We start from the raw sequence: 26,077 nt of genomic DNA, 5'->3' as shown, positions 1-26,077 counted from the left end.
AGCAGGGAAAACGTCTTCGTTCAGAATTACGGTCGAACATCGTCGAACGTTCAGCGAACACGATTCGGATACCGCCGCCGCGGCTAGCCTTGGCCGGCTGTTTCTTCTCCGCTTCAGTTTGGAGGAATCGTGCTCCCTCGTTCCCTGTGGGCGAGACCGGCCGCCGCGGCTGCCGGTCTCGCCCTGACGGCCGCCCTGGCGATACCGGGCTCGGCCGCCGCACAGGAGTCGCGGACGCCGTTGGCGTCCACCGGCTCCGCCCCCGCGGGCGCGCAGCGTCTCGGCGCCACCGACCCCGGCCGGGAGATCCCGATCGCGCTGTCGCTGCGGCCCCACGACGAAGCGGGACTCGCCCAGTTCGTCGCCTCGGTCAGCGATCCGCGTTCGCCGGACTACCGGCATTTCCTGTCCAGCGCGGACTACACGGCCCGCTACGCGCCACGAGTGTCCGATGTGGACGCTGCGAAGGCGTACCTGGAGAAGCAGAGTCTGCGGGTCACCGACGTCTCGACCAACCGCCAGGTGGTCGACGCGGTCGGGACCGTCGGGCAGGTCGAGACGGCGTTCGGCACCCGGCTCGGCGACTACGCCGACTCGAGCGGAAAGCATTTCTACGCCAGGGAATCCGCTCCCAGCGTGCCGTCCTCGCTCGCGAAGATCGTGCGCACGGTGACCGGCCTGACGAACCGGCCGATCGCGCACCGTGCCTCTGCTCCGGCGGGCCCCGGCGGCCCTGGCGGCGGCTACACCCCGGCGCAGTTCCGCACCGCCTACAGCATGAAGCAGCTTTCCGGTTCCTACGACGGTTCCGGACAGACGGTCGGGCTGATCGAGTTCGACTCGTTCAAGCAGTCCGACCTCGACGCCTGGACCAGCTACTTCAAACAGCCCTCGGTCAAGCCGCGGGTGGTGCCGGTGGACGGCGGGGTTTCCCAACCGGGCAGCGGGCAGCTCGAGGTGACGCTGGACGTCCAGGCGGTCGCGGCCACCGCGCCCGGGGCGAGCCAGATCGTCTACGAGGCACCCAACAGCGACAAAGCCTGGGTCGACGAGATGGCGAAAATCGCCGGAGACAACGCGATCACGATCCTGTCGGGCTCGTGGCTGCTCGGCGAGAAGTGCGAATCCGACCCGATCGCCGCGTCGCACGACTCCTACTCCCAGATGGTCGCCCAGGGCGTGACCTTGCTGTCGGCCTCCGGCGACTGGGGAGCCACCGGCTGCGGGTACAACGGCGACAACTCCACCGTGCAGGCCGATTACCCGGCCAGCGACCCGCTGTTCACCGGGGTCGGCGGCACGCAGCTGCGGACGAGCGACAGCGCGGGCACTTACCAGTCGGAGTCGTGCTGGAACCAGGGCGGCACCGGCAACACGCGTTCCGGCGGCGGGTACTCGGCGGTCTACAGCAAGCCGGATTGGCAGCCGGGCAGCAATAAGTACCGCTCGGTGCCCGACGTCGCGCTCGACGCCGACTACGGGGCGGGCGCGCTTTCGGTGTACATGAACGGCGGCTGGCAGGACGTCGGCGGGACCAGCCTGTCCTCCCCGCTGTGGGCCGGTTATCTCGCGATGGTCAACCAGAAGGCGAAAAGCTCGGGCAAGAGCAATCTCGGCGCCATCAACCCGACGGTGTACTCGATCGCCCAGTCCTCGCAGTACTCCTCGGCCTTCCACGACGTCGTCTCCGGCAACAACGGCACCTACGACGCGGGCACCGGCTACGACCTGTGCACCGGCTGGGGTTCCATGCAGGGCGACAACCTGGCGGACCCGTTGATCAACGGCACGGCGCCGCCCGCGGCCAACGACTTCTCCCTCGCCGCGGACCCGGCGTCGGTCAGCGTCGACCCGGGCAAGTCGGCGACCGCGAAGATCACCACCAAGGTCGTCAAGGGCAGCGCGCAGAGCGTCGCGCTGTCGGCGAGCGGGCTCCCGGCGGGCGTCACGGCGACATTCGACCCGTCCTCGGTCACCGCGGGCGGCACGTCCACCCTCACTCTCGCGGCGTCGTCCTCCGCCTCGCCGGGGCAAACCACCGTGACGGTGACCGGAAAAGCCGCTGACGCCACGCACACGACCCCGGTCACGTTGACCGTCAACGGTTCCGGCCAGGGCGACTTCTCCATCGGCGTCAACCCGACGTCGACGTCGGTCAACGCCGGGCAATCTGCCACCACCACCGTCTCGACGGCCGCGGTGAACGGCGCCGCTCCGTCGGCGAGCCCGAGCGTGATCAACGGGCAGACGACCACCGTCGCCAAGTACCCGTTCATCATCTCCGAGCACCGCACCGGCGGGGTGCGCCCGCAGGAGCAGTCCTGCACCGGCAGCGTGGTCGCCAAACGGGCCGTGCTGATCGCGGCGCACTGCAAGTTCGCCGACGGCGATCCGAAGTACCTGATCTACGGGCAGGACGACCTGAACGACACGAGCAAGGGCACCCGGATCGAGATCGAGGAGTTCCGGATCCACCCGGACTACAGCCCGCAGAGCGACCAGGGCTGGCGCAACGGCAACGACGTGGCGATCATCTTCACCAAGACCGACATCCCCGTCCCGGCGGGCATGACCTACCCGAAGATCGCTTCCTCGGCCGACGACCTGCCGCTGGGCACCCAGGGCAGAGCCATCGGCTACGGCAAGACCGACGCCAACGACGCCAGCAAGAACACCAAGCTGCGCGAGGTCGTACTGCCCACAGTGGACGGTTCGAACTGCAGCACCATCGACTCGTCGGTGTTCAAGCCGGAGTACATGTTCTGCGACGGCTACGGCGACGGCAGCAAGGGCCTGTGCCAAGGCGATTCGGGCGGCCCGTACTACTACAACGGCAAGATCTACGGCGTCTTCTCCTGGCTGCGCACCGACTGTGCGTCCTACAACGCGCACGGCAAGCTGTGGGGCTCGATGGGCGACTGGGCCAACCAGCAGATCGGCGGCACGCCTTCGAACGGGGACATCGCGTTGTCGGCGAGCGGATTGCCTTCCGGGGCGAGCGCCACGTTCGATCCGGCGTCGGTCAACGCGGGCGGTTCGGCGAAGCTGACGATCGCCACCAGTGCCTCGACCCCGCAGGGCACCTACCAGGTGACGGTCACCGGCAAGAACGCCACGGCGAGCCACGACACCACGTTCACGCTCACCGTCCAGGGCGGTTCGTCCGGCCCGGTCACCGTGGCCGACCCGGGCTTCCAGGTCGTGCCGCACGGCACGCCGGTGCACTTGGCGATGCGCGCCTCCGGCGGCACCGGCAGCTACTCCTGGAGCGCCGCCGGTCTGCCCTCGGGGCTGTCCATCGACCGCGTCAGCGGGGTGATTTCCGGAAATCCGCAGACCACCTCGGGCCTGCTGAACTCGACAATCACCGCCACCGACACCTCCGGCACTGCGGGAAAGGTGCAGGTCTCCTGGTTCGTCTACTGACCGGATGAGGAGGGGCTTGACCGGCGGTTCCCGGGCGCGCGGGAACCGCCGGTCAAGCCCATTCCCAGGCCAGGCCCACGATGCCCGGGCGGACGTCGGTCAGCACCAGGTGCGCGGTGCGGGAGGCCCCGATCCACAGCGGAGGGCCGGGGTGCCGAGGCGCCTGCACGCCGGTCTGGCGGAACGGCACGCAGGTGGCGGGCGGGGCCCCGGCGAACTCCGCCTGCAGCAGGTATTGCCGCACCGGGCGGGTGAACCGGTGGTGGTAGAAGGTCAGTTCCGGGCCGGGCGGGTAGACCGCAGTGTATTCGAGCACGCTGCGCTCGCCCATCGCGAGCCGCTGGTCCAGCAGCAGTTCGCAGACCGTCGCCCCGGCTTCCGGATCGACCCGCACCCGGCCGGGACGGCAGTACCGGACCTCGGCGGGCAGCGCCGGGGCGGACCGTTCGGCCCACAGGAACACCACGCACCGGTCGACCCGGTCGGCGGTGGCCTCCACGACCAGCCGGGTGTGCACCCGGGTCAGCCGCCGGTGCTCGTCCACCCGCAGGTGTTCGTGCACGTCGAGCCGCCGCACCAGGTTGTCCGGCGGCAGGTCCAGCTCCGCCAGCAGCGGCCGGTGGCCCGGCCAGAGCCGTTTGCGGTCGATGGCCTCCGGTTCCGCCGCCGCTCCCCTGCCCCGCGGCCGGGGCGGGCCGAGCAGCGCGACCAGCGCTTCCGGCGGCAGGCCGAGCACCTTCTCCAAGACGCGCACCGCGCGCAGCGATTCGGCCCGTTCCGGACGGCTGCGGCCGTGGCGCCAGTAGCTCAGCGCCGCCCGGCTGACCCGCACCCCCTGCCCGGCGAGCCGCTGCCGGACCTGTTCGAGGCTCAGTCCCCGGGTGTTCAGCGCGTGGTCGAGGACCTGCGCGAACGTGCCGTGCCGCAGCAGGCTGCGCAACTGCCGGTCCATCGGCGCCACCGGAGCGATCTCGGCCATTGCCGCCCCCTTCGGCCGATCTTCGCTCCACTATCTGCCGCGACGCCGGCCCTGTCCACCGACGTCGGACGGGTTTGGGCGATCCGGCAGCGGATTCCGCCGATCGCCGCGGCGGGGCGGGCTGTTACCGCGCCTCCCGGGATTCGGCGGGCACGGTGCTCGTCGCGGCGGCGTGACAAGCGCCGAAGCCCTCGGCGCGCAGCAGGATATGTCCATTGTGGACTCGGATCGCGGTCTCGGTCGCGTCGCTCACCGCCGAAATCCCTGCCGCGGCAGCAACCGCACCGGTCTCGTCCACGATCACGCGCACGTCCGGCCACGCAGAGTCCGGGCACGACCGTTTCAGCAGGCCGCGCAGATCCGCCAGCACCAGATTGGTCAACGGCACCAGTTCCCCCGGCTGACCCGTCACCACGACGAGCGTGACGTCCTTGGCCGCGCGCAAGGCTTCCTCCACCGCGGACAGCCGGTGCAGCCCGATCACCGCGACCACTCCGTCGCCGTCGATGCGCACCGGACGCTCGCGCAGGGCGTCGAAAACCTCTGGCGGAGACCAGATTTCCCCGGCCGCCCTCGCTTGCGGCACGATCGGCGGCTCCGGCCAGGTGTCCGCCAGTTCCAGCGCGGGCAACGCCTCGCACGCGCGCACGACGTTGAACGGCTCGCCAAAACCGGGTGCCGCGGCGGCGAGCTGGCTCGCTCCGTGCAGCATCGTCAGCGCCGCTTCCGCCACCCGCACTAAACGTCCGGACGACGGTGAAAGTCGTTCCAGGACAAGGCCGAGCACGATCGCGTCGAACCGCAGCAATTGCGCGTACGGCCGGTGAGTCAGTTCGTCGGCGAGGATTTCCGGCAGCAGGTCGACGCCGAGGCGCGCGTCCGGGTCGGTGGCCAGCGGCAGCCGGGCGACCCAGGCGCGGGCGAACGCGCCGAGCGCTTCGGCGGGCGTCAGGCCGGGGTCCGGCTCGGGCGGCTGGGCGGCGAACCGCTCCGCCTCGGCCGCGAGCACGGCGAAGTAGAGCGCGCGTTTGCCGGGGAAGTTGGAGTAGACCGCGCCCCGGGTCAGCTCGGCGCGCTCGGCGATCACGTCGATCTTGGCCTCGCGGAACCCGCGCTCGGTGAACTCGGCGCGAGCGGCGGCCAGCACCTTCGCCCGGTTGCGCTCCTGCGTCTGCGCCCTGGTCAGCCGCGCCATCGTGAGTCCTTCCGGTCCGCTTCCTTGCCAAGATACCGTCACCATTCATATGATGATATCATCTGAATCGAACATCTGGAGGTTGCTGGTGTCCCCCGTTCCCGAACTCGCCCTGACCGATCCGGCCGTCACGAGCGACCCGTTCACCGCCTACGGCGCGGCCCGCGAGCAGGGCCCACTGGCCAAGCTGACCGGTCCCGGCTTCCCGCCGATGTGGGTGCTGACGCGGCACGCCGAAGCGCGCGCGATGCTCACCGACCAGCGGTTCGCGTTGAGCGAGGCCAGTTACCAGCGTCCGGAGGTGCCCGAGCACTGCCGCCCGTACCTGCGGACCATGCAGGAAATGGAGGGGGCCGAGCACGCCCGGCTGCGCCGGCTGGCCACGCCCGCGTTCGCCGCCCGCCGGGCGCTGGATTTCCGGCCGGAGATCGAGAAAATCGTCGCCCGGTACCTGGACGCGCTGCCCGCGGTCGGCCCGGTCGACCTGCTGGCCGAGTTCGCTCGGCCGCTGCCGATGGAGGTCGTCTGCGCGCTCGTCGGCGTGCCGGAGGCCGAACGGCCGCGCTGGCACGAATACGGCGCGGCGGTCGTGCAGGTGTCCGGCGACGAGTTCGCCACCGCCGTGCCCGGGATCATCGACAGCTCGCGGACGCTGGTCGCGCATCCGGACAGCGCGCTGCTGGCGCACCTGACGAACGCGGGCCTGACGGAAACGGAAGCCGTCGCGCTCGTCTGGCAGCTCGTGCTGGCCGGGCAGACTCCGGCGAATTTCATCGCCAATTCCGTGGAAACCCTGCTGTCGCACCCGGATCAGCTCGAACTGCTGCGCGCGGAACCGGAACTGTGGCCGGGCGCGGTCGAGGAATTGATGCGCTGGTGCGGTTCGCAGCTGCTGACGATTCCCCGGCGGGCCACCGAAGACCTCGAACTGCACGGCGCGCAGATCCGCGAGGGCGAGCCGGTGACCGTGTCGATCGCGGCGGCGAACCGGGACCCGCGCGTCTTCGCCGACCCGGACCGGTTCGACGTCCGCCGCACGGCGGGCGCGCACCTCGGTTTCGCGCACGGTCCGCATTTCTGCCTCGGCGCGTCGTTCGCGCGGGTTCAGGCGGAGGTGGCGCTGACCGCGTTGCTGGACCGGTTCCCCGGGCTGCGGGTCCTCGAAGCGAAGCGGGTACCCGACCCCGGCACCTGGCGGCTGGCCGGACTGACCGTCGATCGGTAACGCCCTCGATCGGGTGAGGTCCCCGCGCTGCCGTCCCGGCCCGGCTACCGTTTCGCCAGGTCAGCACGACACCCCGGGAGGCAGTCCATGTCCACGCCCATTCCGCCCGTCCTCGGCTTCGCGGTGCTCGACCCGCGGCGCGCGTGGCCGCTCGTGCTCACGCGCGGGATCCTGGGCGTCCTGTTCGGCGTGCTGGCGCTGGTGTGGCCGGGGATCACCGTGCTGGCGCTGGCTTTCCTGTTCGGGATCTACGTGCTGATCGACGCGGTGGGCGCGCTGATGCAGGCGTTCCGCCCGGGCGACGGCGGGCACCGGATCGCGTACGCGCTGCTCGGCGTGCTGGGCCTGATCGCCGGGATCATGACGCTCGTGTGGCCCGGGGTGACCGTGCTGGTGCTGGCGACGCTCGTCGGGGCGTGGGCGGTGGTCACCGGGATCATGGAAATCGTCGCCGCGATCCGGCTGCGCAAACAGATCACCGGCGAGGCGTTCCTGATCGCGGCGGGCGCGCTTTCGGTGATCGCCGGGGTGCTCGTGCTGTTCCACCCGATCGCCGGCGCGTTCGGCGTCGCGCTGCTGATCGGGATTTACGCGGTCATTTACGGGGTAACCCTCGTAGTCCTGTCGTTCCGGCTGCGTTCGCTGGCGAAAACCGCCGACCCGGCGGAACAGCCTCAGTAGGGCGACAATCGACAGCGACCGGTTTTGCGACGGAGGGACCTCCCGATGGTGCAGCAGTACCCCGGCAATTACGGGGAAGACACCCGGCCAGGCATCGACGCGGCAAGGCTATGGGCGGGCGGAGTGGCGACCGCGGTAGTCGCGGCGCTGGTGGCGGTGGTGGGCCTGCTGATCGCGCGAGGCATCTTCGACGTGCCCGTCCTGGCCCCCAAAGGCGACGGCTTGTGGGGCAAAGCGAGCACGCCGACGTACGCGATCTCCGCCGCCGCTGTCGCACTGCTGGCGACCGGCTTGATGCACCTGCTGAGCGTGGCGACGCCCTCGCCGGGGCAGTTCTTCGGGTGGATCATGGTGCTGGTCACAGCCATCGCGGTGGTCTTGCCGCTCACCCTCACGGTGGGCTTGGAGGCGAAGATCGCCACGGCGGCGATCAACCTGGTGATCGGGTTGGTGATCGCCTCGCTGGTGAGCAGCATGGCGGCTAGTGCGCGGACGTTGCACCGGAGGAAGCGGAACAGTCGGGCGGAGCAGCAGCCGCCTCCTCCGCCGCCTACGCGGCAGTGGCCGGAGGGGCCGACTACGTATTACGACCGTTGAGCTAACGCTCCCGAGGCGGCCGCACCGCCTCCGTGATCGCGTCCAGCACCCGGCTGGCCCGATCCGGATCCGACAGTTCCGGCAGCGGCTGATCCACCGGCGCGAGCGTCATCAATGCGTGCGCGCAAGCCCGGTGCACCTCTAGCTGGTCAGACACGGCCAGCCCCCCGCCGCAGCGCCGCGAACAGTCCCGGCAGTGGCAGCGAACCCGCGCTCCGCTCCGGGCGGCACCCCCGTACTCCCCCACCGCATCGACCACCGCGGTCGCGCTCCGGGGATTTCCTTCAGCGGGAACCCGGCCGCGTCGTCAGGCCACCACCTCGCCTACTCCAGAGGTCACCGGCAGCGGCATCGTGTCCGAACCGGCCACCACGACTTTCGCGTCGAACGGCGCGACGTGCAGCCGTCGCGACTCCCTCGGTGACGACTGGGATAGTCGAGGCCAGTTCTCGTTGTGCAGCAATGGATTTCGGCGGTTCCGCCCCGGTCCGGCACACCACCGCGACCTCGTCCGGCAACGAGCACAAGGCGGCCGACAGCTCCGCCGGGTCGCGCGTCCTCCTGCAGTTGCGACACCCCGGCCGACACGTCGTCCCCGACTATCGCCAGCTCAGGGTGCGCCCAACTCGTCGGCCTGACTCGACGAGGTCGACGTCGTTCTGCTGCGCGATCTCCCGCAGTTCGCGAGGTAGAGCCTGCTACGCCGCCTAAGGTGACGTACTCGCTCACCGAGCTGGGCAGGAGTTGGCTACGCCGCTGCAGGGTCTGCTGGATTGGGTGGGTGCGCGGACTATGGATGTGGTCAAGGCGCAGAAGCGCATGAACGGCAGCACAAGCCTGCGTCCTGACCCGAAATTCAACCGAAAGCCAAGGCCGCTACGCAGACTTGAGCAGCCCCATCCGGGAAGCCATGCCGCGGACGTTGCGCGCGACAGCTTCCTTTCGAGCGCTGGCCAGCATGGTCGAGATGATCTCCCGGGCAAACGGATTCTTATGAGTTCGGATGCGCCCGAGTTTCTCGGCTTGCAGCAGGAGCGACACCACTTCCTCGTCCGGGCGGCGAATGCCGTAAAGGGCGCGAGCGTACTCGATGAGGAATGTGGTGCGGCGTGAGTCAATCGTGAGTTCGGCTGGGTCGACACTCGCTGCGAGTGCCGCTGCCTCAGCGTGCTCGCCCTTTTCCAGCGCGACCGAGATCCGCCACAGGACGACATTCGCCGGGGTGAACAACAGAAAGTTCCGGTTTCCCGCCTCGACCTGCCGGGCGAGACCAGCGGCTTCTTCGAGCGCGGCTCCCGAGTCTCCGCCGAGAACCGACTCGGTATATCCGGTAGTGAGCGTGAGTGCTCCGCGCACGTCGTAGGCGTCAGCCGGGACGGTATCGAGTGCGCGTTCGGCAAGTTTTCCGGCCCGCTTGTGTGCACCAAGTCCGGAAAGTGCTTGGGTGCGCGCGAATTCGGCAAGCGCGATCCACGCTGGCTCGCCGAGCTTCTTCGCGGCGTCGTACCCGCGGTCGGCGGCGATCCACGCCAGCTCGAAGGCGCCGAGCCCCTTGGTCAGCAAGGTCGTCGTGTGGGTGGCAGTGACGAGCGCCCTCAGCGCTTCCGGCTTGTTTACGTGAGTGTGCAGCGAGAGCAGCAAATCCGGTAGCCGTGTGCCGACCTCCGCATCTTGATTCGCCTGGCGCAGCGCCGCGAGAAGTTGCGTTTCCGACTGCAGTTCGGCCAGGTCGCCGACCGGCGGCGTGGCACCGTCCAGGTCGGTCGACAGCAGCGCGTCCCGGATAGCAGGAATGGCCGCGTCGGCTTGCGGGTCACGGATCTCCAGCCCGTCGCCGGTGATGTCGACCAGGCTGACCCGCAACGCGCCGGCGATCGCCACCAGCGTCGACCTGCGGTCGACCGGCTTCACCTCGTTCTCGATCTTCGACAGGTATCCCTTGCTGATCCCGGCCAGGCCAGCGAGCTGGTCCAGCGTCAGGCCTCGCCAACGGCGCAAACGCCGGATGGTGATACCGATCGAGTCCATGCCGTCAGAGTACAGATCTGGGTTTCCTTCTGGGAAACTTCGATGACCTGCGCCTTCGTACGGTCTTTGACCATGTGCAACCGACCGCTGACCGGACACGGCCGCCGAACTCAGAAGTACAGCTTCGGCCAAGCAGCCACGCCGCCGACGGCGGAGGCCGACGTCAGGGCAGCGGAGACTCCTCGCCACCGGAAGCATGCTTACCAGCGCCGCTACTACGCCGACGACGAATGCGGCATCAATCCCCTGCGCCTGTTCGCCGATTGGCTCAACCGCGCTCCGGGGTTCGCCCGCCCAGCTCCACCCCGGCCAGTGGTCCGGATCCGCTTCACCTGCAAGAAATGCCGCGCCGAAGCGACACCGACGGCGTCCGGCTGCCCGGGCTGCGGCGAACGTTTCTGGCATTCTTGATCCTCGTCCGCGAGCCCAGACACGAGCAAGACCGCCACCTTGCAGTCCAACGCGAAAACGGCACCGCCGATCTCGACGGTGCCGCTTCCCAAACCGGAAAAACCTCAGCCCTTCAAAAGCTGCCGAGCCATCACCAGCCGCTGGATCTGGTTCGTTCCTTCGTAGATCTGCGTAATCTTCGCGTCACGCATCATCCGCTCCAGCGGGAAGTCCCGCGTGTACCCGTACCCGCCAAGCAACTGGACCGCGTCCGTGGTCACGCTCATCGCCACATCCGACGCGTGGCACTTGGCCGCCGCGCCGAAGAACGACAGGTCGTCGTCGCCTCGTTCCGACTTCGCGGCTGCGGTGTACACTATCTGCCGAGCCGTTTCGACCGCCATCGCCATGTCTGCCAGCATGAACTGGATTCCCTGGAAATCAGCGATGTGCTTGCCGAACTGCTTGCGCTCCTTGACATACGCCAGCGCGTGGTCCAGCGCGCCCTGCGCAATCCCGACGGCCTGCGCGGCGATCGTCACGCGGGTGTGGTCGAGCGTCCGCAGGGCGATCTTCAGGCCCTGACCCGGCTCGCCGACCATCCGGTCGCCGGGGATGCGGACCTGGTCGAACAGCAGCTCACGCGTCGGCGAGCCCTTGACGCCCAGTTTCTTTTCCTTGGCGCCAAAGGAGAATCCAGCGTCGGACTTTTCGACCACGAAAGCGCTCACGTTGGCGCCGCGGCGGCCGTCCGGGTCGGTTACGGCCAGCACCGTGTAGTACTCGGACACGCCGGCGTTGGTGATCCACGACTTCTGTCCATTGAGGATCCAGTCGTCGCCGGAAGGGGTGGCGCGGCAACGCATCGAGGCGGTGTCCGAGCCCGCGTCGCGTTCGGACAGTCCATACGAGAATCCGGCCGCGCCCGAAGCCAGCGGGGGCAGGTATTTCGCTTTGACCTCCTCGTTCGCGGCCAGGATCAGCGGCAGGCTGCCGAGCTTGTTCACCGCGGGAATGAGCGAGGACGACGCGCACACCCGCGCCACTTCCTCGATCACGATGCAGGTCGCCAGCGCGTCGGCACCGGCGCCGCCGTACTGCTCCGGCACGTGCGGGGCGTGGAAGTCCGACGCGACCAGTGCGTCATACGACGCCTTGGGGAATTCTTCGCGCTCGTCGGCCTCCGCGGCGTGCGGGGCGATCTGCTCTTCGGCGACCGCGCGGACGGCCTCGCGGATCGCTTCGTGGTCTTCGTTGATTTTGAACAGGTCGAAGCTCATCGGGATCTCCTGGTCGAAAGTCTGCCGGAACTCAGTAGGTGTAGAAGCCGCGGCCGGTTTTGCGGCCCAGCAGGCCGGCGTCGACCATCCGGGCCAGCAGCGGCGGCGGCGCGTACAGCGGCTCCTTGAACTCCTCGTACAGCGATTCCGCGACCGCCTTCGTGGTGTCGAGCCCGATCAGGTCGGCCAGCGCGAGCGGGCCCTGCGGGTGCGCGGCACCACGCACGAGGCCCTCGTCGATCGCTTCCTTCGTGGCGAAGCCCGACTCCAGCATGCGCACGGCGGCGAGGATGAACGGGATCAGCAGTGCGTTCACCACGAACCCGGCCCGGTCCTGGCACAGGATGGCGTGCTTGCCGAGGGTCTCCTCGGCGAACTTCCGCGCGCGGCCGGTGGTCTCGTCGCCGGTGAGCAGGCTCGGGACCAGTTCGACCAGCGGCAGCACCGGCACCGGGTTGAAGAAGTGGATGCCGAGCACCTGCGCCGGACGCTGGGTCGCGGTGCCGAGCTTCATGATCGGGATCGAGGACGTGTTGGACGCCAGCACCGCGTCCGGCGCGGCGACGATCTTGTCCAGTTTCCCGAACAGCTCCGCCTTGACCGCCTCGTTCTCCACGATCGCCTCGACGACGAGCGTGCGGTCGGCCAGGTCGTCGAGGTCCTCGGTGATCCGGATCCGCCCCAGCACGTCGGCCGCGGACTCGATCTTCCCCTTGCGCTCGGCCCGGCCCAGCGAGGCCTCCAGCCGCGCCCGCGCGGCGTCGGCGGCCGCCTGGTTCGACTCGACCGCCACGACGTCCAGTCCGGCCCGGGCGCACACCTCGGCGATCCCCGCCCCCATCTGGCCGCAGCCGACCACGCCGACGAGCTCCACGTGCCTCACCCATCCCTCCGGTACTTGGTTTCACGATAACGGTACTCAGTACCGACGAGTAGGCGAGAGCGGGGTGGCCCACCTCACCCTGCTCCCCGGCAGCCGGGTCCGATTAGGCTGGCCGTAGCGTGCGTGCGAAAGGTGGCCCGATGCCCGACAAACCGGCCAAGCAACGGCTGACCGAGGCCGCGTTCGCGCTGTTCGAGGAGCGCGGCTACGACCAGACGACGGTGGACGACATCACCGACCGCGCCCGCGTCGGGCGCAGCACGTTCTTCCGTGCCTTCCGGTCCAAAGAGGACGTGATTTTCCCGGATCACGAGGTGCTGCTGAGCGCGATCGAGGCCCGGCTGGCCGGTTCCGACCCGCGCACCGCGACCGTCGCGGTTACCGAGGCCGCGCGACTGGTGCTGCGGCACTACGTCGCCGAGGGCGATCTGGCGCTGGCGCGGTATCGGCTCACTCGCAGCGTGCCCGCCCTGCGCGCTCGGGAAATCTCGGGGACACGGCAGTATCAACGGCTGTTCCAGGAATTCGTCCACCGCTGGATGGGCGGCGGCGAGGAGACCGCACTGCGCGCCGAACTCATGGCGGCGGCCGTGGTGACGGCGCACAACCATGTCCTCCGCCGATGGCTGCGCGGGCAGACGACCGACCCGGAAGCCGCGTTCGACGGCGCGATGGCGGACACGGTCGCGCTGTTCGGCAACACCGGCGAGACCGAGACGACGGTCGTCGCTTTCCGTACTGGCAAAGACCTTTCCGCGGTCCTGCCGGGGTTGCGCAAGCTGCTCGGCGACGAGGGCACGCTCGGCTGAGCGGCTACCAGGCCTCGTCGAATCGCACCCCGGCCTCGTACCAGTCCTCGTCGCTCACCGGGCGTTCCGGTTCCACCGGTTGCTCAGGATCGGCAGTACGGTTGCGGAGGTAATCGCCCTCGCCCGGCGCCACCGAAGCACCACCCGTCGCTTTCCGAGACTCAGCGGGCGGTCGTGACGCGACGGAATTCCCCGACGCAGCAACAGGTTTCGGCTGGCCTGGCGCATCGGCCGGCTTCGCTTCGACCGAAGGAACAGGCCGCCGAGGAGCAGCAGCCGGGGCCGCCGGAGCAACTTCCGGGGTGAACCCGGCTCGCCACTTCAGCCGGTCCATCACATACCCGCGGGTGCCGAGCGGAGCCAGCAACGACGCCGTCCGGTGCGCGGATTCCCGCTGTGCTTCGGCATAGGTGTGCAGCACCAGCGCGGCCAGCTCTTCCGGCGGCAAATTCCGTACTGCGCCGGACAATTTCAGTCCAGTGAGGACACCGTCGGTGTTGACGGTGGCGGTGACCGCGTTGTCGGGCGAGGACGCCTCGACCGACAACGCGGACAACTCCTGGATCAGTTCTTCCGGACCGGCCACGTCAGCTCAGCGTGGACGGCGACAGCGGCTGCGAGACCGAGCCGTCCGGCGCGATGTCGACGCCCCGGTCCCGGACCTTCTTTTCGGTGTCCTTCGGGGTGTTCGAGGTCTCGAAGTTGGACGGGTCGAACGAATCGCCGGGGCTCACGTCGGCGGGCTTCGGGATGTCGGGCAGGCCGTCGGCCTTCTCGCGGATCTTGTCCGCGAGCCGTCCGGTCGACTGGTCCATTGCCGAGCGGATCTTCTCGACGCCGTCGAGGAAGCTCTCGAAGATCTCCTTCGAGGACTCCCCTTCGACGCGCGCCGAAGCCTCCGCCACGACCTCGGACAGCCCCGCGCCCGCACCGGCCACCGCGGCCTGCGTGCCCGCGGCGGCGAGGCTCAGCCCGGCGCCCGCGGCTGCCGGGGTCGCGACCGCGGCGAGCATCCCGACCAGTGCCGCGGTGAAGGCCGTGGTCAACACCTTGGACAGCGAGATCTCGCCCTCCTTGGCCTTGTCCTTCTGGTACTTCTCCGCGGCGTCCTTGAGCGATTTGCCCAGCGTGTTGAGGTCGTCCCGCGCGCCCCACACGCTGTCCCGGCCCGCGACGACACCGCTCTCCAGCACCGAGATCTCAGTCGCCATCTGGTCGTAGGTCTCCGACAACCGGTCGAGATACGTCTTCACGTCCTCGGCCGCCTCGCCGCGCCACGAGCCCATCAGTTCCTTGGCCCGGCGCAGTTCCGTCATCGAACCGCGGCCGAGGTTCTGCCAGATGTGCTCGTAGGAGTTGATCAGCGACTGCAGGCCGGAGCCGGTGTCCTTGAGGTCGGCCTCGGAGAACTCGCGGAAGATCCTCGTGACCTCGTCCTGATAGGACTCGTACAGGCCGTCCATCATCTGGAACAGCATGAACTCCGCGTAGCGCAACGCCAGCACGCCGTCGAGAGCGTCGTTCGCGCCTTGCTGCAGGTCCTCGCAGATGCCCTCGATCAGCTGCTCGCGCGGGCGTTCGTCCGAACCGCCGCTCAGCCCGAAATAGTTTTCCTGGTCGCTCACGTCAGAGCCCCTCCCCTGCCGCGTTGCGTACGCCCATCCGCGCTTCCGCGTCCGCGCTCTCGTACAGGTCGGCCACGCGGGCGAGCGCGTGGCTCGCCTGCTGCGTGGTGAAAGCGAGCTTCGCCAGCGCTTCCTCGACCTTCGAGCGGTGGTACTCGTACGCCGCCGCGACCTGGCGCATGCCGAGCGAACCGCCGAACGCCGTCGTCGGGCCGCCGCCGAACGGGTTGAACCCGCCGATGATGGCCTGTGGCCCGGTGGCCTCGGGCATGTCCAGCCCGTCCACGCCGCGGCGCGCGGTTTCCGCCGCGTGCGCGGCGTCCTCGACGAACCCGCTCGCCTTCCGCAGATCCTTCACGTCGGTTTCGAAGCCGATCATGAGTCCACCCCCAGTCGTATGAACCGTCACTCTGCTGAGCGAACGGTATCCTTCCGACTCATCGGACACGATGTCGGTTCACGGCAGCTACGTGACCGCTGCCACATTCCGGACGAACCGGCTACCCCTCGTGCGCGGACGCGGGAGCCGCGCGGCGCGGAAACCACGGCACGATCGGCGAAACGCGCCGCTGGTAGTCCGCGTACTCCGGATAGCGGCCGAGGGTGATGCTCTCGGTGAAGACCGTCGAGCCGACGAACAGCGCTGTCAGCAGGACCGCGCCGGCGATCGTCCAGGTGACCGCACCCGCCGCGGACACGCCGAGCAGGAACACCAGCCACCACTGCGCTTGCTCGAAAAAGAAGTTGGGGTGGCGGGAAAACCGGAAGAGCCCGGTCTGCGCGAACCGCGGGTCGGGGGTGCGCCCGGCGGCCGTCTCGCGCTTCTTCCACTGGTGGAAGTTCCATTGCTGCTGATCGGCGATCGTTTCTCCGGCGAGGCAGGCCACGAACGCGACGGCCAGCACGATGTCGACAGCGCCCAGCGGCGTCTGGTGGTCCAGCGCGGTCCACGCCGGCAGCGTGATGAGCAGCAGGATCACGTTCTGGTAGAGCGTGATGAAGAAGAGGTTGAACAGCTGGAACTGCCACGGAGCCATCCGGCCGCGCAGCACGGCCCAGCGGTAGTCCTCGCCGCCGGGCGCGTAGCCGCCCTTGCGGCCGTAGTTGAACGTCAGCCGCGCGCCCCACAGGAACACGAGCGCGAACAGCAGGTTCAGCCTGGCGTCCGAGAACCCCGCGTGACCGGCGAAGATCCCGGTGTAGACCACCGGGACGACCGACCAGATCCGGTCCACCCAGGAGTACTCCCTGGTGAGCACCGACAGCAGCCAGCAGCCGGCGCACCCGCCCGCGAAAACCCAGAGGCACACCTGGAACGCGTTCATGACCGCGACTTTACTGCCGGAATCGTCGCCGCGACGCCGTAGGATCCGCCGATGGGCACCACGACGGCGAACCTGCCCCTGCGCGAGCGCAAGATCGACATTTTCTTCGCGGTGATCTTCTCCGTTTTCACGGTGACGTCGCTGATCAGCGATCTGCTGCCGACGATCGGCGTCGATTTCTCGCGGCCGACCGGCAACTTCTTCGTCGACTCCAACTACTGGTACGCCCACGACGCCGACCCGCTTTTCATGCATCCGCCGGACTGGATGCGGATCGTCACCGGGCTGTCCGCGTTCGTCTACCTGCCTTTCTACGTCGTGCTGGTCTGGTGTCTCGTCACGGGCCGCAACGGGATCCAGCTGTTCGCGGTGATCTACGCGACGATGATCGGCACGCTCACCGGGATCGTCGTGTTCGGCGTCGAGTTCTTCGGCGACCCGGTGACCCGCACCGGCAACCCGGGCAAGTTCCTCGCGTTCAACCTGCCCTACGTGCTGATTCCGTTGCTGCTGCTGGTGCGGATGCGCCGTCCGTTGCCGTTCGCCCGGCGGTTCTGACCACTGTGGACAGACCTGGGCAGGGCCCGGCGGCCACCGAGGTCGGCGTCTCCGGGCACGGACGTGACCAGCAGCGAAAGCACCTGCGGGCCAGTCGGCCGCCGAGCCGCTTGAAGGACGACACCGATCCGGCGACCCTCCCACGCTGACCTTCGTCAGTCACGTCAGCGGCGACCGGAGGATCACCAGCAGCGAAAGCTCCTGCGGACCAGCGAACCGGGCCGGTCCGGCGATCGGCGGCGCTGGCCGTCGTCGGCCGCATCAGCGGCAACCGGCAGGAACACCGCCGCCATCGTGCCGACGCCCAGCAACGCGACCACTGTCGACAGACCCCGCAGTCACCCCACCTCCGCAACGGCTTTCCGCAGCACCCGTTGTCGTCGGCTCGTGTAGGCGGCGACCGAACCGCACAGCAGCGCGAGGATCGCGACCGCCGTCAGCACGTCCGTCACCGACGTGACCAGCAGCGACAGCACCAGCGGCCCGGCCAATCCGCCGAGCCGGTTGAAGAACGACACCGATCCGGCGACCCTTCCGCGCTGACCGTCGGCGGCGACGTCGGCGGCGACCGGCAGGAACACCGCGGCCATCGTGTTGACGCCCAGCAAGGCGACCGTCAGCACGGCGGCCGACAGCCACGGCGCGGCGACCGCCCACCCGGACACCGCGAGCGCGAGCAGCAATACCGCGGTGCATACGGCCAATCGCACCGTCACGCCGGTCGGGCCGAAACGGCGGTAGCCGAGCACCAGCAGTCCCGCGCACAGCACCATCGCCACCGCGGACCCGGTGAGCAGGGCGTTCGCCGTGGTCAGCGAAAGCCCGCCGACGCGGGACAGTGTCGGCACCCAGGTCGTCAGGCCGAACGTGGTCAGCCCGATCGAAAACGCGAACACCCATTGCAGCCGGGTCGTGAGCGTGTTCCGGGCCAACCAGTTCGTCTCCGGCGCGGGTTGTGCGGGGGCGCTTCGCTGATCCGGGATGACCGCCGCGGCGGCAGCCAGCAGCAGCCCGGTCGGCGCGCCGACGAGCCACAGCACCCGCCATCCGAACACCGGCTCCAGCCACAGCGCCGAACCGGACGCGACGAGGTAGCCGATCGCGGTCGCGACGATCGACAGCCCGGTCACCACCGCTCCCCTGCCGCGTCCCGGGAAAAGGTCGCTCAGCACCGTGATCAGCATCGGCGCGAGCCCGCCGACGGCGATGCCCATCAGGAAGCACATCACGACGTTGCCGCCGAAATTCGGCATGGTGCCGCACATGCTCGTCGCGGTGAACCCGAGCGTGGCGAGCAGATAGCAGGCCCGCCTTCCGATGCGCTCGGCCAGCTGGCTGCACAGCAACGCGCCCAACGCGGTGCCGGACAGCCCGCTCACCGCCAGCAGCGACGCGGTCGAGGCGTCGATGCCGTATTCCGCGCGCAGGCCGGGCATGACGAATCCCAGCGTCGACGTCTTGCTGATGTCGATCGTCAACGCGGCGGTGGCGACCGCCGCGATCGTCCGCCTTCCCCGGACTTTCGGCTGCGGCAGGGCAACCTGGGCAACACTGCGCCGCGTCCGGCCGAGCACCAGCGCGGCTCCCAGCGCGAGCAGCAATGCCGCTCCGGCGACGAACATTTCCGGCATGTCGGCCAGCGCCATGCCGTGCAGCCGCCGGTCGGCCGTCGCACCCATCGGACCCATCGCGTCCGCCGGGTCCGTTCCGGGCATCTGGAAAGCCCGGAAGAAGCCCACCGCCGACGCGACCACCACTGCCGCCGCCGCCAGCGCGAGCAATCCCCGCCAGCTCGTCCGAGCCGGCGCCGAAACTGTCGTCATGCCTCCAACTTCTCATCCCGGCGCCCGCTCCGGCATCTTCACTCTTGCGCTTCAGTTTTCCTGCAGGACCGAAAGAATATTCCCCGCCGGATCCTTGAACCACGCGATCAGCGGACCGCCCAGCCGGAAGACGCCCTTCTCGTCCACCCCGTCGAACGGTTCGAAAGAAACCCCGGCCGCGCCGAGATCCGCGACCGCCCGGTCGATGTCGTCGACCGGGAAGTTGAGAATCGTGTAGTCGGCCGGAACGTGCTTGTCGCCCTTGGGGTAGACGAGCACTTCGCGGCCTTCGGCGAGGTGCAGGCGCAGCATGCCCCAGTTTTCGGTGACCTCGATGCCGAGCGTCTCGGCGTAGAACTTCCGCGCGACCGGGATGTCGTCCACGGAGAAACCGCTGAATGCCTTGCTGGTGTCGAACATTTTTGCTCCTTGAGAATTGTCAATGCCGCTTCGGGCGGTACGTCACCGAAAGGACGCCGTTCCCGAAGGCCCGGGAAGCGGCGAGTACGAGGTCGACTCGGTCGGAGGGGTTCTCGAACAGCCGCGTACCCGAACCGAGCACGATCGGGTGGATCAGCAGATTCAGCTCGTCCAGCAGACCCGCCAGCAGCAACGACCGTACCAATCGAGGGCTGCCGGGAAGGTGGATGTTCTTGCCGGGCTTGCTCTTGAGCGCGCTCAGCTCGGCCGCCAGGTCGCCGCCGAGCAGCGTCGAGCCGCTCCAGCCCAGTTCGGCGAGCGTGCTCGACACGACGTACTTCGGGGTGTTGTTCAGGAACGCGGCCATCGGCGACGAATCCCCGAGCCCCGGCCACATCCGGGCGAACTCCGCGTAGGTGTTCCGGCCGAGCAGGACGGCGTCGGACTCGGCGATGCCGGCCCGGATCACCTCGTCCGCCTCGTGGTTCAGCATCATCCAGTCCGGCGGCGACTCGCTCACCCCGTCCAGCGAAACCGACAGTCCCGCCGCGATCTTCCGCACTACTATGCTCCTTCCTCAGCCGACTTTCACCGGGGACGTCGGAGCCGGAATCCGGAAGGCGACACCGGCGGCGGAGAAATTTCGGAAGGGGCCGTCGTGCGGTACCTGATCATGATCCACAGCAACCCGCGATTCCGCGCGCTCTGGGAGGAGCTGCCGGACGAGAAGAAAGCCGAGTTCGGCCGCAGCCACCTCGCGCTCAACCGGGCGCTCGAAGAGTCCGGCGAGCTGGTGCTCAGCGACGGGCTGGCCGATCCCGCCGAAGCCAAGTGCGTCACCGTGCGGGACGGCAAGGCGGTGGCGAGCGACGGGCCGTTCGCCGAGGTCAAGGAGCATCTGGTCGGCTTCTACCTGGTCGAATGCGAGAGCATGGAACGGGCGCTGGAGCACGCCGCCCGGGTGCCGGACGCGCTGTACGGCAAGATCGAGGTACGGCCGATCCGCAACGTGAAAGAGCTGAATCTCTGACTCCCCCACTCGGTTTCGAGCAGCTCCTGCGCGACCTCGCGCCGCAGGTGCTCAACGCCGTCTGCCGCCGGTTCGGCGACTTCTCGCTCTGCGAGGACGCGGTGCAGGAAGCACTGCTGTCCGCCGCGCTGAAATGGCCGGAGCAGGGCCTGCCGGACAACCCCAAGAGCTGGCTGATCACCGCCGCCGCGCGCAGGCGCATCGACATCGAACGCAGCGAATCCGCCCGTCGGCAGCGCGAGCACACGGCCGCCGGACTCGCGGTGCCGCAGCCGGAACTGGCACCGGCCGACGACGACACGCTGACCCTGCTGATGCTGTGCTGTCACCCCGAACTCGGCGACTCGTCCCAGCTCGCGTTGACGCTGCGAGCGGTCGGCGGCCTGACCACCGCGGAAATCGGCCGGGCGTTGCTGGTGCCGGAGAAAACCGTGAGCCAGCGGATCAACCGGGCGAAGAAACGGCTCAGCGGCGCGCGGTTCCGGATGCCGCCGCCGGAGGAGCGGGCCGAGCGGATGGCCGCGGTGCGGCAGGTGCTGTACCTGATCTTCACCGAAGGGCACACCGCCAGCTCCGGGACCGCCGTCAACCGAATCGAACTGACCGCCGAGGCCATCCGGCTCACCCGGCAGCTGCACGCGCAGGTCCCTGACGACGGCGAGGTCGCCGGATTGCTGGCGCTCATGCTGCTCAGCGACGCCCGTCGGCCCGCTCGGACCCGGCCGGACGGCACCGCCGTTCCGCTGGCCGAACAGGACCGGACCCGCTGGGATTCGGCGGCGATCGCCGAAGGGGTCGGCCTGCTCGAGAAGACCCTGGACACCGCCCAACTCGGGCCGTACCAGATCGAGGCCGCGATCGCCGCTGTGCACGACGAGGCGGCCCGCGCCGAGGACACCGACTGGCCGCAGATTCTCGCCCTCTACGACCTTCTGCTCGCCGTCGCGCCGAGTCCGGTCGCGGCGCTGAACCGGATCGTTCCGGTCGCGATGGTCCACGGCGCGCGAGAAGGGTTGCGGCAGCTGGACGAGATCGGCGGGCTGGACGAGCACCATCGCGTCGACGTCGTGCGTGCGCACCTGCTCGATCTTGCGGGCGAGGCCGAGCAAGCTCGGGCCTATTACCGTTCAGCAGCGCAGAAAACACTCAATGTGCCCGAACGGCAGTACCTAGAATCCCGTGCCGCGCCAAAGAAATCACCCTAGACCCGCGCCATCCGCGACGGACGCAAGGCAACCGCATCGACACCGTGCACGCACACCTGCTCGACCTAGCGGGCAAGCCCGGATCTCTAATCCCGCGCCGCACCAAGGAAAACACCCTAGCTGGCGATCCGGGCCATCCGCGCCGGACGCAACGCATCCGGGTCCGGCAACCGCATCGGCACGGTGTGCGCGTGGTACTCGAAGTGCCACCATTCGTTGTCATAACGGCGATACAGCCGATACTCCGCCCCATGGCGCTCCAGCCACGCCGCGCCCTCGCTCGGGCGCACGTCCAGCGCCGTGCCGCGAACGTGCGCCGACTCGTGCGGCGGAAGCACCCGGCGCCGAGCCGCGGTGACCGAGCCGGTGCGATGCACCTCTTCGGCGAACAACCGATGCTGATGCGCCGCGTCGCGGTGGCCGGAGGTGAGTCCGATGAGCTGGCGGTGCTGCCAGAACGCCTCGGTGCGCGCCGCGGTGAAGGCGGCGCGGGCCGGTTCGCTGAGACCCTCGAGGTCCTCGGCCGGGTATCGCATCGCGAGCGCCCACTGGCAGGCCAGGTACCGGCCGCGGCCGGGCGAACGCAGGGACGCCGCCGGGAGCAGGGCCACCGCCAGGAGGCGGGTGACGGCCGCGAGGACCCGGGGCCGGCGAAGCGACTCGATCATGAGGTTCACTTTCGGGCCCCAGTGTGCGCGCACTGCGCACGGAGTTTGACAGCTTTGTAACAGTTCCCCGCGACGGCGCTGTTACCGAACGATGACACGGCACGCACCGGGCGGCGATCCGCGCCGGGCAGGCTGGGCCCCGATTGTCCGCTGTGGACTGTCCGGGCGGCCGGACGGGCGGGCTGCGATAGTGGGAGACATGCCGAGGGTGCTGCTGATCGAAGACGACCAGGCCGTGCGCGACGGCCTGCGGCTGGCCCTGACGTATCAGGGCCACACGGTCGACGCGGTGGAGACCGGCGAGGAAGGCCTCGCCCGGCTTGCCGGAGACCCGGCCGACGTCGTCGTCCTCGACCTCATGCTGCCCGGGATGGACGGCTTCGAGGTGTGCCGGCGCATCCGCGCGTCCGGCGACCTGCCGATCATCATGCTCACCGCGCGCAACGACGACATCGACGTGGTGGCCGGGCTCGAAGCCGGGGCCGACGACTACGTCGTGAAGCCCGCACAGGCCCGGGTGCTGGAGGCGCGCATCCGCGCGGTCCTGCGGCGCACCGGCGGCGAGCCGCGCAGTCCGGGCGCGAAACCGGGTCCGGAACGGCACGGCGACCTGACGATCGACCGCGAGGGTCTCGTGGTCAGCAAGCACGGCACGGTGATCGGGCTCGCGCCGACCGAACTGCGGCTGCTGCTGGAGCTGTCCGCGTCGCCCGGCCGGGTGCTCAGCCGCCAGCAGCTGCTCGAATCCGTGTGGGATCAGGGGTATCTCGGCGATTCGCGGCTCGTCGACGCGTGTGTGCAGCGGTTGCGTTCCAAGATCGAGGACGACGCCGCGAAACCGGTGTACGTCCAGACCCTGCGCGGTTTCGGCTATCGCTTCGGGCCGCTGTGACCGGCTGGCTGTTCCGGGGGCTGCGCACCCGGCTGCTGGTGGCGTTCGCGCTGCTGAGCGTGTTCACCGCGATGGCCGTCGCCGGGATCGGGTACGTGCAAGCCCGCGACGGGATCCTGCAGCGCACCCAGGACAACGCCGCCGTCGAGATGACGAACCAGCTCAAGCAGCTGTACCCGCTCCCCCGGCGGCCGGTGGACACGAGCGCGCTGCAGTCGGCCGCCGACCGGCTGAACGGCCGGAAGAACTCCGCGCTGGTGACGAGCGGCGGGCACAGCGCGGGCAACATGCCCGCCTCGGTGATCACGCCGGAACTGCGGGGGGTCGTGCAATCCGGCCGCGTCGCGTGGCAGCGGGTGGACGTCGGCGGCGTGACGCAGCTGGCGCTGGGCTCGCCGTTGCTGATCTCGACCGGCGACCGGCGGAATCCGACGATCCCCTCCGGCATCGAGGTCTACGAACTGCGCAATCTCGACGCGGAAATCGAGGCGGTGAACCGGCTCGCCCGGGACGCGTGGCTCGCCGGCGGGGCCGCGCTGGTGGTGGCCCTGATACTCGCGGTGCTGGCCGCCGGCAGCGTGTTGCGGCCGGTCGGCGAGCTGCAGCGCGCGGCCCGCAGGCTCGGCGCGGGCGACCTCGACGCCCGGATCGCCGTGCGCGGCAGCGACGAGCTGGCCAGCGTCGCCGAGACGTTCAACTCGACCGCCGACTCGCTGCAACGGCACGTCGGCGAGCTGCGCCGGATGGAAGCCGACGCACGGCGATTCGTCGCTGACGTGTCGCACGAACTGCGCACGCCGCTCGCCGCGATGACCGCCGTCACCGACATGCTCGACGCGGAGGCGAAGCGGCTGCCGGACGCGGCGGGCGAGGCGGTGCGGCTGGTCAGCCAGGAGACGCACAACCTGGCGCGGCTGGTCAACGACCTGATCGAGGTCACCCGGTTCGACTCCGGCACCGCGTCGCTCGCGGTGGACGACGTCGACGTGGCCGAGGCGGTTCGCGCGACTCTGCGGGCGCGGGGATTCGAGGTGGAGACCGATCTGCCGGACGGGATCCGGGCGCGCCTCGATCCGCGCCGGCTTGACGTGATCGTGGCCAACCTGGTGGGGAACGCCTTGCGGCACGGCGCGGAGCCGGTAACGGTCCGGTTGCGGGGCGACCAGGCGGGGATCACGCTTTCCGTCGAAGACTCCGGCCTCGGGCTGGACGATGAGGTGCTTCCGCACGTGTTTTCCCGGTTCTACAAGGCGGACACCGCTCGCAGCCGGTCGGAAGGAAGCGGGCTCGGGCTCGCGATCGCGTGGGAGAACGCGCGGTTGCATCACGGGGAGCTGACCGCGGGCAACCGGCCCGGAGGCGGTGCGGCGTTCACGTTGTGGCTGCCGCGGGAGGTGCAGCAGTGAAACGGTTGCTGACGCTGGTCGCGGTCTTGGTGCTGGCGAGCGGTTGCGGGGTGCGGCCCAGCGGCGTGATCCCCGGCGAGAACGCGCCGAGCGGGCCGCCGAACGGAAACAGCGGCTACCCGGCGACGGTGTACTTCGTGCTGAACGGAAATGTCGTGCCGGTGGCGCGCAGCGGGGTCGGCGACGTGGCCGCGGATCGGGTCCGGGTGCTGGAGCAGGGACCGGACGAGGACGAACGGGCCGGCGGTTACACGACGGAGCTTCCGCCGTCGTTCGAACCGATCGCGATCGGGGTGAGCGACGCGGCGATCGGGTTCAACGTCCGGGAATTGTCTCCCAATGCCGTCTCGCAGATCGTCTGCACGGTGATCGCGGCAGGCGGCGGCGGGGCGTCCGGGACGGTCACGCTTTCCGGCGGAGGCCAGACGTTGCGGCCCCAGGCTTGCGGCCGCTGACTCAGCCGCGGGGCTTCATCGCGGGCGCGAACACCACCGCCACCACGCACAACGCGAGCGGCAGCAGGAACGCGACGTTCAACGGCACCCAGTGCGCCAGGCCGCCGATGATCGCCGGACCGGCCAGCAGCCCGACGTACCCGACGCCGACCACCCGCGCCATCAACGCCCCCGACGCGCGTTTGTCCAGGTTGCCCGCCGCGGTGAACAACTGCGGGACGCCACCGGACAGCCCGAGCCCGAACAACGCCCAGCCGCACAACGACAACGGCACCCACGGCGCCAGCGACGCGATCGCCAGCCCCAGCGCCGCCAACCCGCTGCCGTAACGCACCACGGCGACCGGACCGGCCAGCGCGGCTACCCGGTCGGTCGCGAATCGACCGACCGTCATTGCCACCGCGAACGAGCCGTACGCCAAAGCGGCGGTGCTTTCGGACGTCCCCAGCCCGTCTCGGAGATACAGCGCGGCCCAGTCGTTCGCGACGCCTTCGGACAGCATCAGCGCGAACGCCAGCAGACCCAGGAGCCACACCACGCGCGTCGGCGTACGAGTCGGTTTGGCTTCCTCCTCAGTTGCCTTGGCAGCTTCGTGGGACGAGTCGAGCAGGTACCGGCGGACCAGCAGCGAAACCACGATGCACAGCGCCCCGGTGCCGCCGAGCGACACGAGCGTCGGCACGCCCGCACCGAGCACCGCCGCTCCGACGACCGCCGCGATCGCCCCGCCGATCGACCACATCGCGTGAAATGCCGCCATGATCGGCCGCGGATAAGCGCGTTCGACGACCACCGCGTGCGCGTTCATCGCGACGTCGAGGGACCCGTTGAAAAACCCGAACGCCGCGAGCGCCAGCCCGAGCGTCCACCAGTTCGCCGCGAGCCCCGGCAACACGACCGCGACCCCGACCAGCACCCCCGCGACGGACACCACCCGGGGATGCCCGAACCGGTCCGCGAGCGGCCCGGTGACCTGCATCCCGATCAGCGCCGAACCGCCGAGCACCAGCAGCAACGCCCCGAGCGCGGTGTGCGAGACGCCGGTCGCGCGCTCGATCACCGGGATGTGCACCACCCACATGCCGACCGCGAAGCCGCACAGGGCGAACACGATCCAGGTGGCGACGCGGGCCGCGCGGGGCAGCACCGGGGGCGGGGAAAGCTCGGTCATCGGGCT

The 26,077-nt window shown here is 69.4% G+C and carries 28 protein-coding genes; 12 read left to right on the top strand and 16 right to left on the bottom strand.

Features of this window, described 5'->3' with window-relative positions; genetic code table 11:
* Positions 1–129 precede the first annotated feature (129 nt).
* Entirely contained in the window at positions 130–3,426 is a 3,297-nt protein-coding gene (locus D0D37_RS16620) for a protease pro-enzyme activation domain-containing protein (RefSeq protein WP_116201455.1), read from the top strand.
* Positions 3,427–3,478: 52 nt separating this feature from the next.
* Here the strand turns inward: D0D37_RS16620 and D0D37_RS16615 are convergent, their stop codons facing one another.
* Complete coding sequence (locus D0D37_RS16615) at positions 3,479–4,405, bottom strand: XRE family transcriptional regulator (RefSeq protein ID WP_116201454.1); 927 nt, start codon at positions 4,403–4,405, stop codon at positions 3,479–3,481.
* Positions 4,406–4,529: 124 nt separating this feature from the next.
* On the bottom strand, positions 4,530–5,600 hold the full coding sequence (locus D0D37_RS16610) for a TetR/AcrR family transcriptional regulator (RefSeq protein WP_116201453.1): 1,071 nt from the start codon (positions 5,598–5,600) through the stop codon (positions 4,530–4,532).
* Between the two features lie 88 nt (positions 5,601–5,688).
* Here D0D37_RS16610 and D0D37_RS16605 point away from each other — a divergent pair, with 88 nt between their 5' ends.
* The 3 genes from D0D37_RS16605 (at position 5,689) to D0D37_RS16595 (ending at position 8,103) form a co-directional block, all read left to right on the top strand.
* Entirely contained in the window at positions 5,689–6,825 is a 1,137-nt protein-coding gene (locus D0D37_RS16605) for a cytochrome P450 (RefSeq protein ID WP_116201452.1), read from the top strand.
* Between the two features lie 87 nt (positions 6,826–6,912).
* Positions 6,913–7,506, top strand: coding sequence for an HdeD family acid-resistance protein (locus tag D0D37_RS16600; RefSeq protein WP_116201451.1), 594 nt, complete (start codon positions 6,913–6,915; stop codon positions 7,504–7,506).
* A gap of 48 nt (positions 7,507–7,554) precedes the next feature.
* A complete protein-coding gene (locus D0D37_RS16595) occupies positions 7,555–8,103 on the top strand; it encodes a DUF6069 family protein (RefSeq protein ID WP_425266946.1) in 549 nt (182 codons plus the stop codon).
* A 1-nt stretch (position 8,104) separates the two neighbouring features.
* Here the strand turns inward: D0D37_RS16595 and D0D37_RS46640 are convergent, their stop codons facing one another.
* Positions 8,105–8,260 carry a hypothetical protein gene (locus tag D0D37_RS46640; protein WP_162834273.1) on the bottom strand — a complete coding sequence of 52 codons (156 nt, stop codon included), beginning with the start codon at positions 8,258–8,260 and terminating at the stop codon, positions 8,105–8,107.
* A gap of 719 nt (positions 8,261–8,979) precedes the next feature.
* On the bottom strand, positions 8,980–10,131 hold the full coding sequence (locus D0D37_RS16585; protein WP_116201449.1) for a helix-turn-helix domain-containing protein: 1,152 nt from the start codon (positions 10,129–10,131) through the stop codon (positions 8,980–8,982).
* Positions 10,132–10,203: 72 nt separating this feature from the next.
* On the opposite strand from D0D37_RS16585, the gene D0D37_RS16580 reads away from it, so the two are divergent.
* Complete coding sequence (locus tag D0D37_RS16580; RefSeq protein ID WP_208719988.1) at positions 10,204–10,542, top strand: hypothetical protein; 339 nt, start codon at positions 10,204–10,206, stop codon at positions 10,540–10,542.
* Between the two features lie 104 nt (positions 10,543–10,646).
* Here the strand turns inward: D0D37_RS16580 and D0D37_RS16575 are convergent, their stop codons facing one another.
* The gene (locus tag D0D37_RS16575; RefSeq protein ID WP_116201448.1) at positions 10,647–11,801 is read right to left on the bottom strand and encodes an acyl-CoA dehydrogenase family protein; all 1,155 of its coding nucleotides are present in this window, start codon (positions 11,799–11,801) and stop codon (positions 10,647–10,649) included.
* A 31-nt stretch (positions 11,802–11,832) separates the two neighbouring features.
* Positions 11,833–12,684 carry a 3-hydroxybutyryl-CoA dehydrogenase gene (locus D0D37_RS16570; protein WP_208719987.1) on the bottom strand — a complete coding sequence of 284 codons (852 nt, stop codon included), beginning with the start codon at positions 12,682–12,684 and terminating at the stop codon, positions 11,833–11,835.
* A gap of 140 nt (positions 12,685–12,824) precedes the next feature.
* Here D0D37_RS16570 and D0D37_RS16565 point away from each other — a divergent pair, with 140 nt between their 5' ends.
* Positions 12,825–13,493 (top strand): TetR/AcrR family transcriptional regulator, encoded by a 669-nt coding sequence (locus tag D0D37_RS16565; protein ID WP_116201446.1) that lies wholly within the window; start codon positions 12,825–12,827, stop codon positions 13,491–13,493.
* 4 nt (positions 13,494–13,497) lie between these two features.
* Here D0D37_RS16565 and D0D37_RS16560 read toward each other — a convergent pair whose 3' ends face one another.
* The 4 genes from D0D37_RS16560 to D0D37_RS16545 all read right to left on the bottom strand — a co-directional run bounded on the left by D0D37_RS16560 (position 13,498) and on the right by D0D37_RS16545 (position 16,443).
* On the bottom strand, positions 13,498–14,079 hold the full coding sequence (locus D0D37_RS16560) for a YbaB/EbfC family nucleoid-associated protein (RefSeq protein ID WP_116201445.1): 582 nt from the start codon (positions 14,077–14,079) through the stop codon (positions 13,498–13,500).
* 1 nt (position 14,080) lies between these two features.
* Positions 14,081–15,118: a hypothetical protein gene (locus tag D0D37_RS16555; RefSeq protein ID WP_116201444.1), complete on the bottom strand. Its 1,038-nt coding sequence runs from the start codon at positions 15,116–15,118 to the stop codon at positions 14,081–14,083.
* Between the two features lies 1 nt (position 15,119).
* Positions 15,120–15,497, bottom strand: coding sequence for a hypothetical protein (locus D0D37_RS16550; RefSeq protein ID WP_167493538.1), 378 nt, complete (start codon positions 15,495–15,497; stop codon positions 15,120–15,122).
* A gap of 121 nt (positions 15,498–15,618) precedes the next feature.
* Positions 15,619–16,443 carry a DUF1295 domain-containing protein gene (locus tag D0D37_RS16545; protein WP_116201442.1) on the bottom strand — a complete coding sequence of 275 codons (825 nt, stop codon included), beginning with the start codon at positions 16,441–16,443 and terminating at the stop codon, positions 15,619–15,621.
* Positions 16,444–16,494: 51 nt separating this feature from the next.
* On the opposite strand from D0D37_RS16545, the gene D0D37_RS16540 reads away from it, so the two are divergent.
* Entirely contained in the window at positions 16,495–17,001 is a 507-nt protein-coding gene (locus tag D0D37_RS16540; protein ID WP_116201441.1) for an EXPERA domain-containing protein, read from the top strand.
* A gap of 182 nt (positions 17,002–17,183) precedes the next feature.
* Here D0D37_RS16540 and D0D37_RS46635 read toward each other — a convergent pair whose 3' ends face one another.
* From D0D37_RS46635 to D0D37_RS16525, 4 genes are read right to left on the bottom strand one after another with little or no spacing between them, the layout of a single operon-like run.
* The gene (locus tag D0D37_RS46635) at positions 17,184–17,321 is read right to left on the bottom strand and encodes a hypothetical protein (protein WP_162834272.1); all 138 of its coding nucleotides are present in this window, start codon (positions 17,319–17,321) and stop codon (positions 17,184–17,186) included.
* 18 nt (positions 17,322–17,339) lie between these two features.
* Entirely contained in the window at positions 17,340–18,824 is a 1,485-nt protein-coding gene (locus D0D37_RS16535; protein ID WP_116201440.1) for an MFS transporter, read from the bottom strand.
* A gap of 51 nt (positions 18,825–18,875) precedes the next feature.
* Positions 18,876–19,244 (bottom strand): VOC family protein, encoded by a 369-nt coding sequence (locus tag D0D37_RS16530; RefSeq protein WP_116201439.1) that lies wholly within the window; start codon positions 19,242–19,244, stop codon positions 18,876–18,878.
* Between the two features lie 19 nt (positions 19,245–19,263).
* Positions 19,264–19,806 (bottom strand): dihydrofolate reductase family protein, encoded by a 543-nt coding sequence (locus D0D37_RS16525; protein ID WP_116201438.1) that lies wholly within the window; start codon positions 19,804–19,806, stop codon positions 19,264–19,266.
* A gap of 96 nt (positions 19,807–19,902) precedes the next feature.
* On the opposite strand from D0D37_RS16525, the gene D0D37_RS16520 reads away from it, so the two are divergent.
* A complete protein-coding gene (locus D0D37_RS16520) occupies positions 19,903–20,274 on the top strand; it encodes a YciI family protein (protein ID WP_116201437.1) in 372 nt (123 codons plus the stop codon).
* Entirely contained in the window at positions 20,271–21,479 is a 1,209-nt protein-coding gene (locus D0D37_RS16515) for an RNA polymerase sigma factor (RefSeq protein WP_116201491.1), read from the top strand. Before D0D37_RS16520 ends, D0D37_RS16515 begins: the two co-directional genes overlap by 4 nt.
* Before the next feature lie 116 nt (positions 21,480–21,595).
* Here D0D37_RS16515 and D0D37_RS16510 read toward each other — a convergent pair whose 3' ends face one another.
* Positions 21,596–22,147 (bottom strand): M15 family metallopeptidase domain-containing protein, encoded by a 552-nt coding sequence (locus D0D37_RS16510; RefSeq protein WP_116201490.1) that lies wholly within the window; start codon positions 22,145–22,147, stop codon positions 21,596–21,598.
* Positions 22,148–22,346: 199 nt separating this feature from the next.
* Here D0D37_RS16510 and D0D37_RS16505 point away from each other — a divergent pair, with 199 nt between their 5' ends.
* The 3 genes from D0D37_RS16505 to D0D37_RS16495 are packed head-to-tail and all read left to right on the top strand — an operon-like array spanning position 22,347 to position 24,900.
* Positions 22,347–23,039 (top strand): response regulator transcription factor, encoded by a 693-nt coding sequence (locus tag D0D37_RS16505; RefSeq protein WP_116201436.1) that lies wholly within the window; start codon positions 22,347–22,349, stop codon positions 23,037–23,039.
* The gene (locus D0D37_RS16500; protein ID WP_116201435.1) at positions 23,036–24,445 is read left to right on the top strand and encodes a sensor histidine kinase; all 1,410 of its coding nucleotides are present in this window, start codon (positions 23,036–23,038) and stop codon (positions 24,443–24,445) included. Before D0D37_RS16505 ends, D0D37_RS16500 begins: the two co-directional genes overlap by 4 nt.
* Complete coding sequence (locus D0D37_RS16495; protein ID WP_244223535.1) at positions 24,442–24,900, top strand: hypothetical protein; 459 nt, start codon at positions 24,442–24,444, stop codon at positions 24,898–24,900. The genes D0D37_RS16500 and D0D37_RS16495 overlap by 4 nt, the downstream gene beginning before the upstream one ends.
* Position 24,901: 1 nt before the next feature.
* Here the strand turns inward: D0D37_RS16495 and D0D37_RS16490 are convergent, their stop codons facing one another.
* Positions 24,902–26,071, bottom strand: coding sequence for an MFS transporter (locus D0D37_RS16490; RefSeq protein ID WP_116201433.1), 1,170 nt, complete (start codon positions 26,069–26,071; stop codon positions 24,902–24,904).
* Between the last annotated feature and the right edge of the window lie 6 nt (positions 26,072–26,077).

Origin of the sequence: Amycolatopsis circi, assembly GCF_003385235.1 — a bacterium.
Taxonomy (GTDB): Bacteria; Actinomycetota; Actinomycetes; order Mycobacteriales; family Pseudonocardiaceae; genus Amycolatopsis; species Amycolatopsis circi.
The sequence above is the reverse complement of the archived record's forward strand: the minus strand, read 5'-3'. Positions and strand labels throughout refer to the sequence as shown.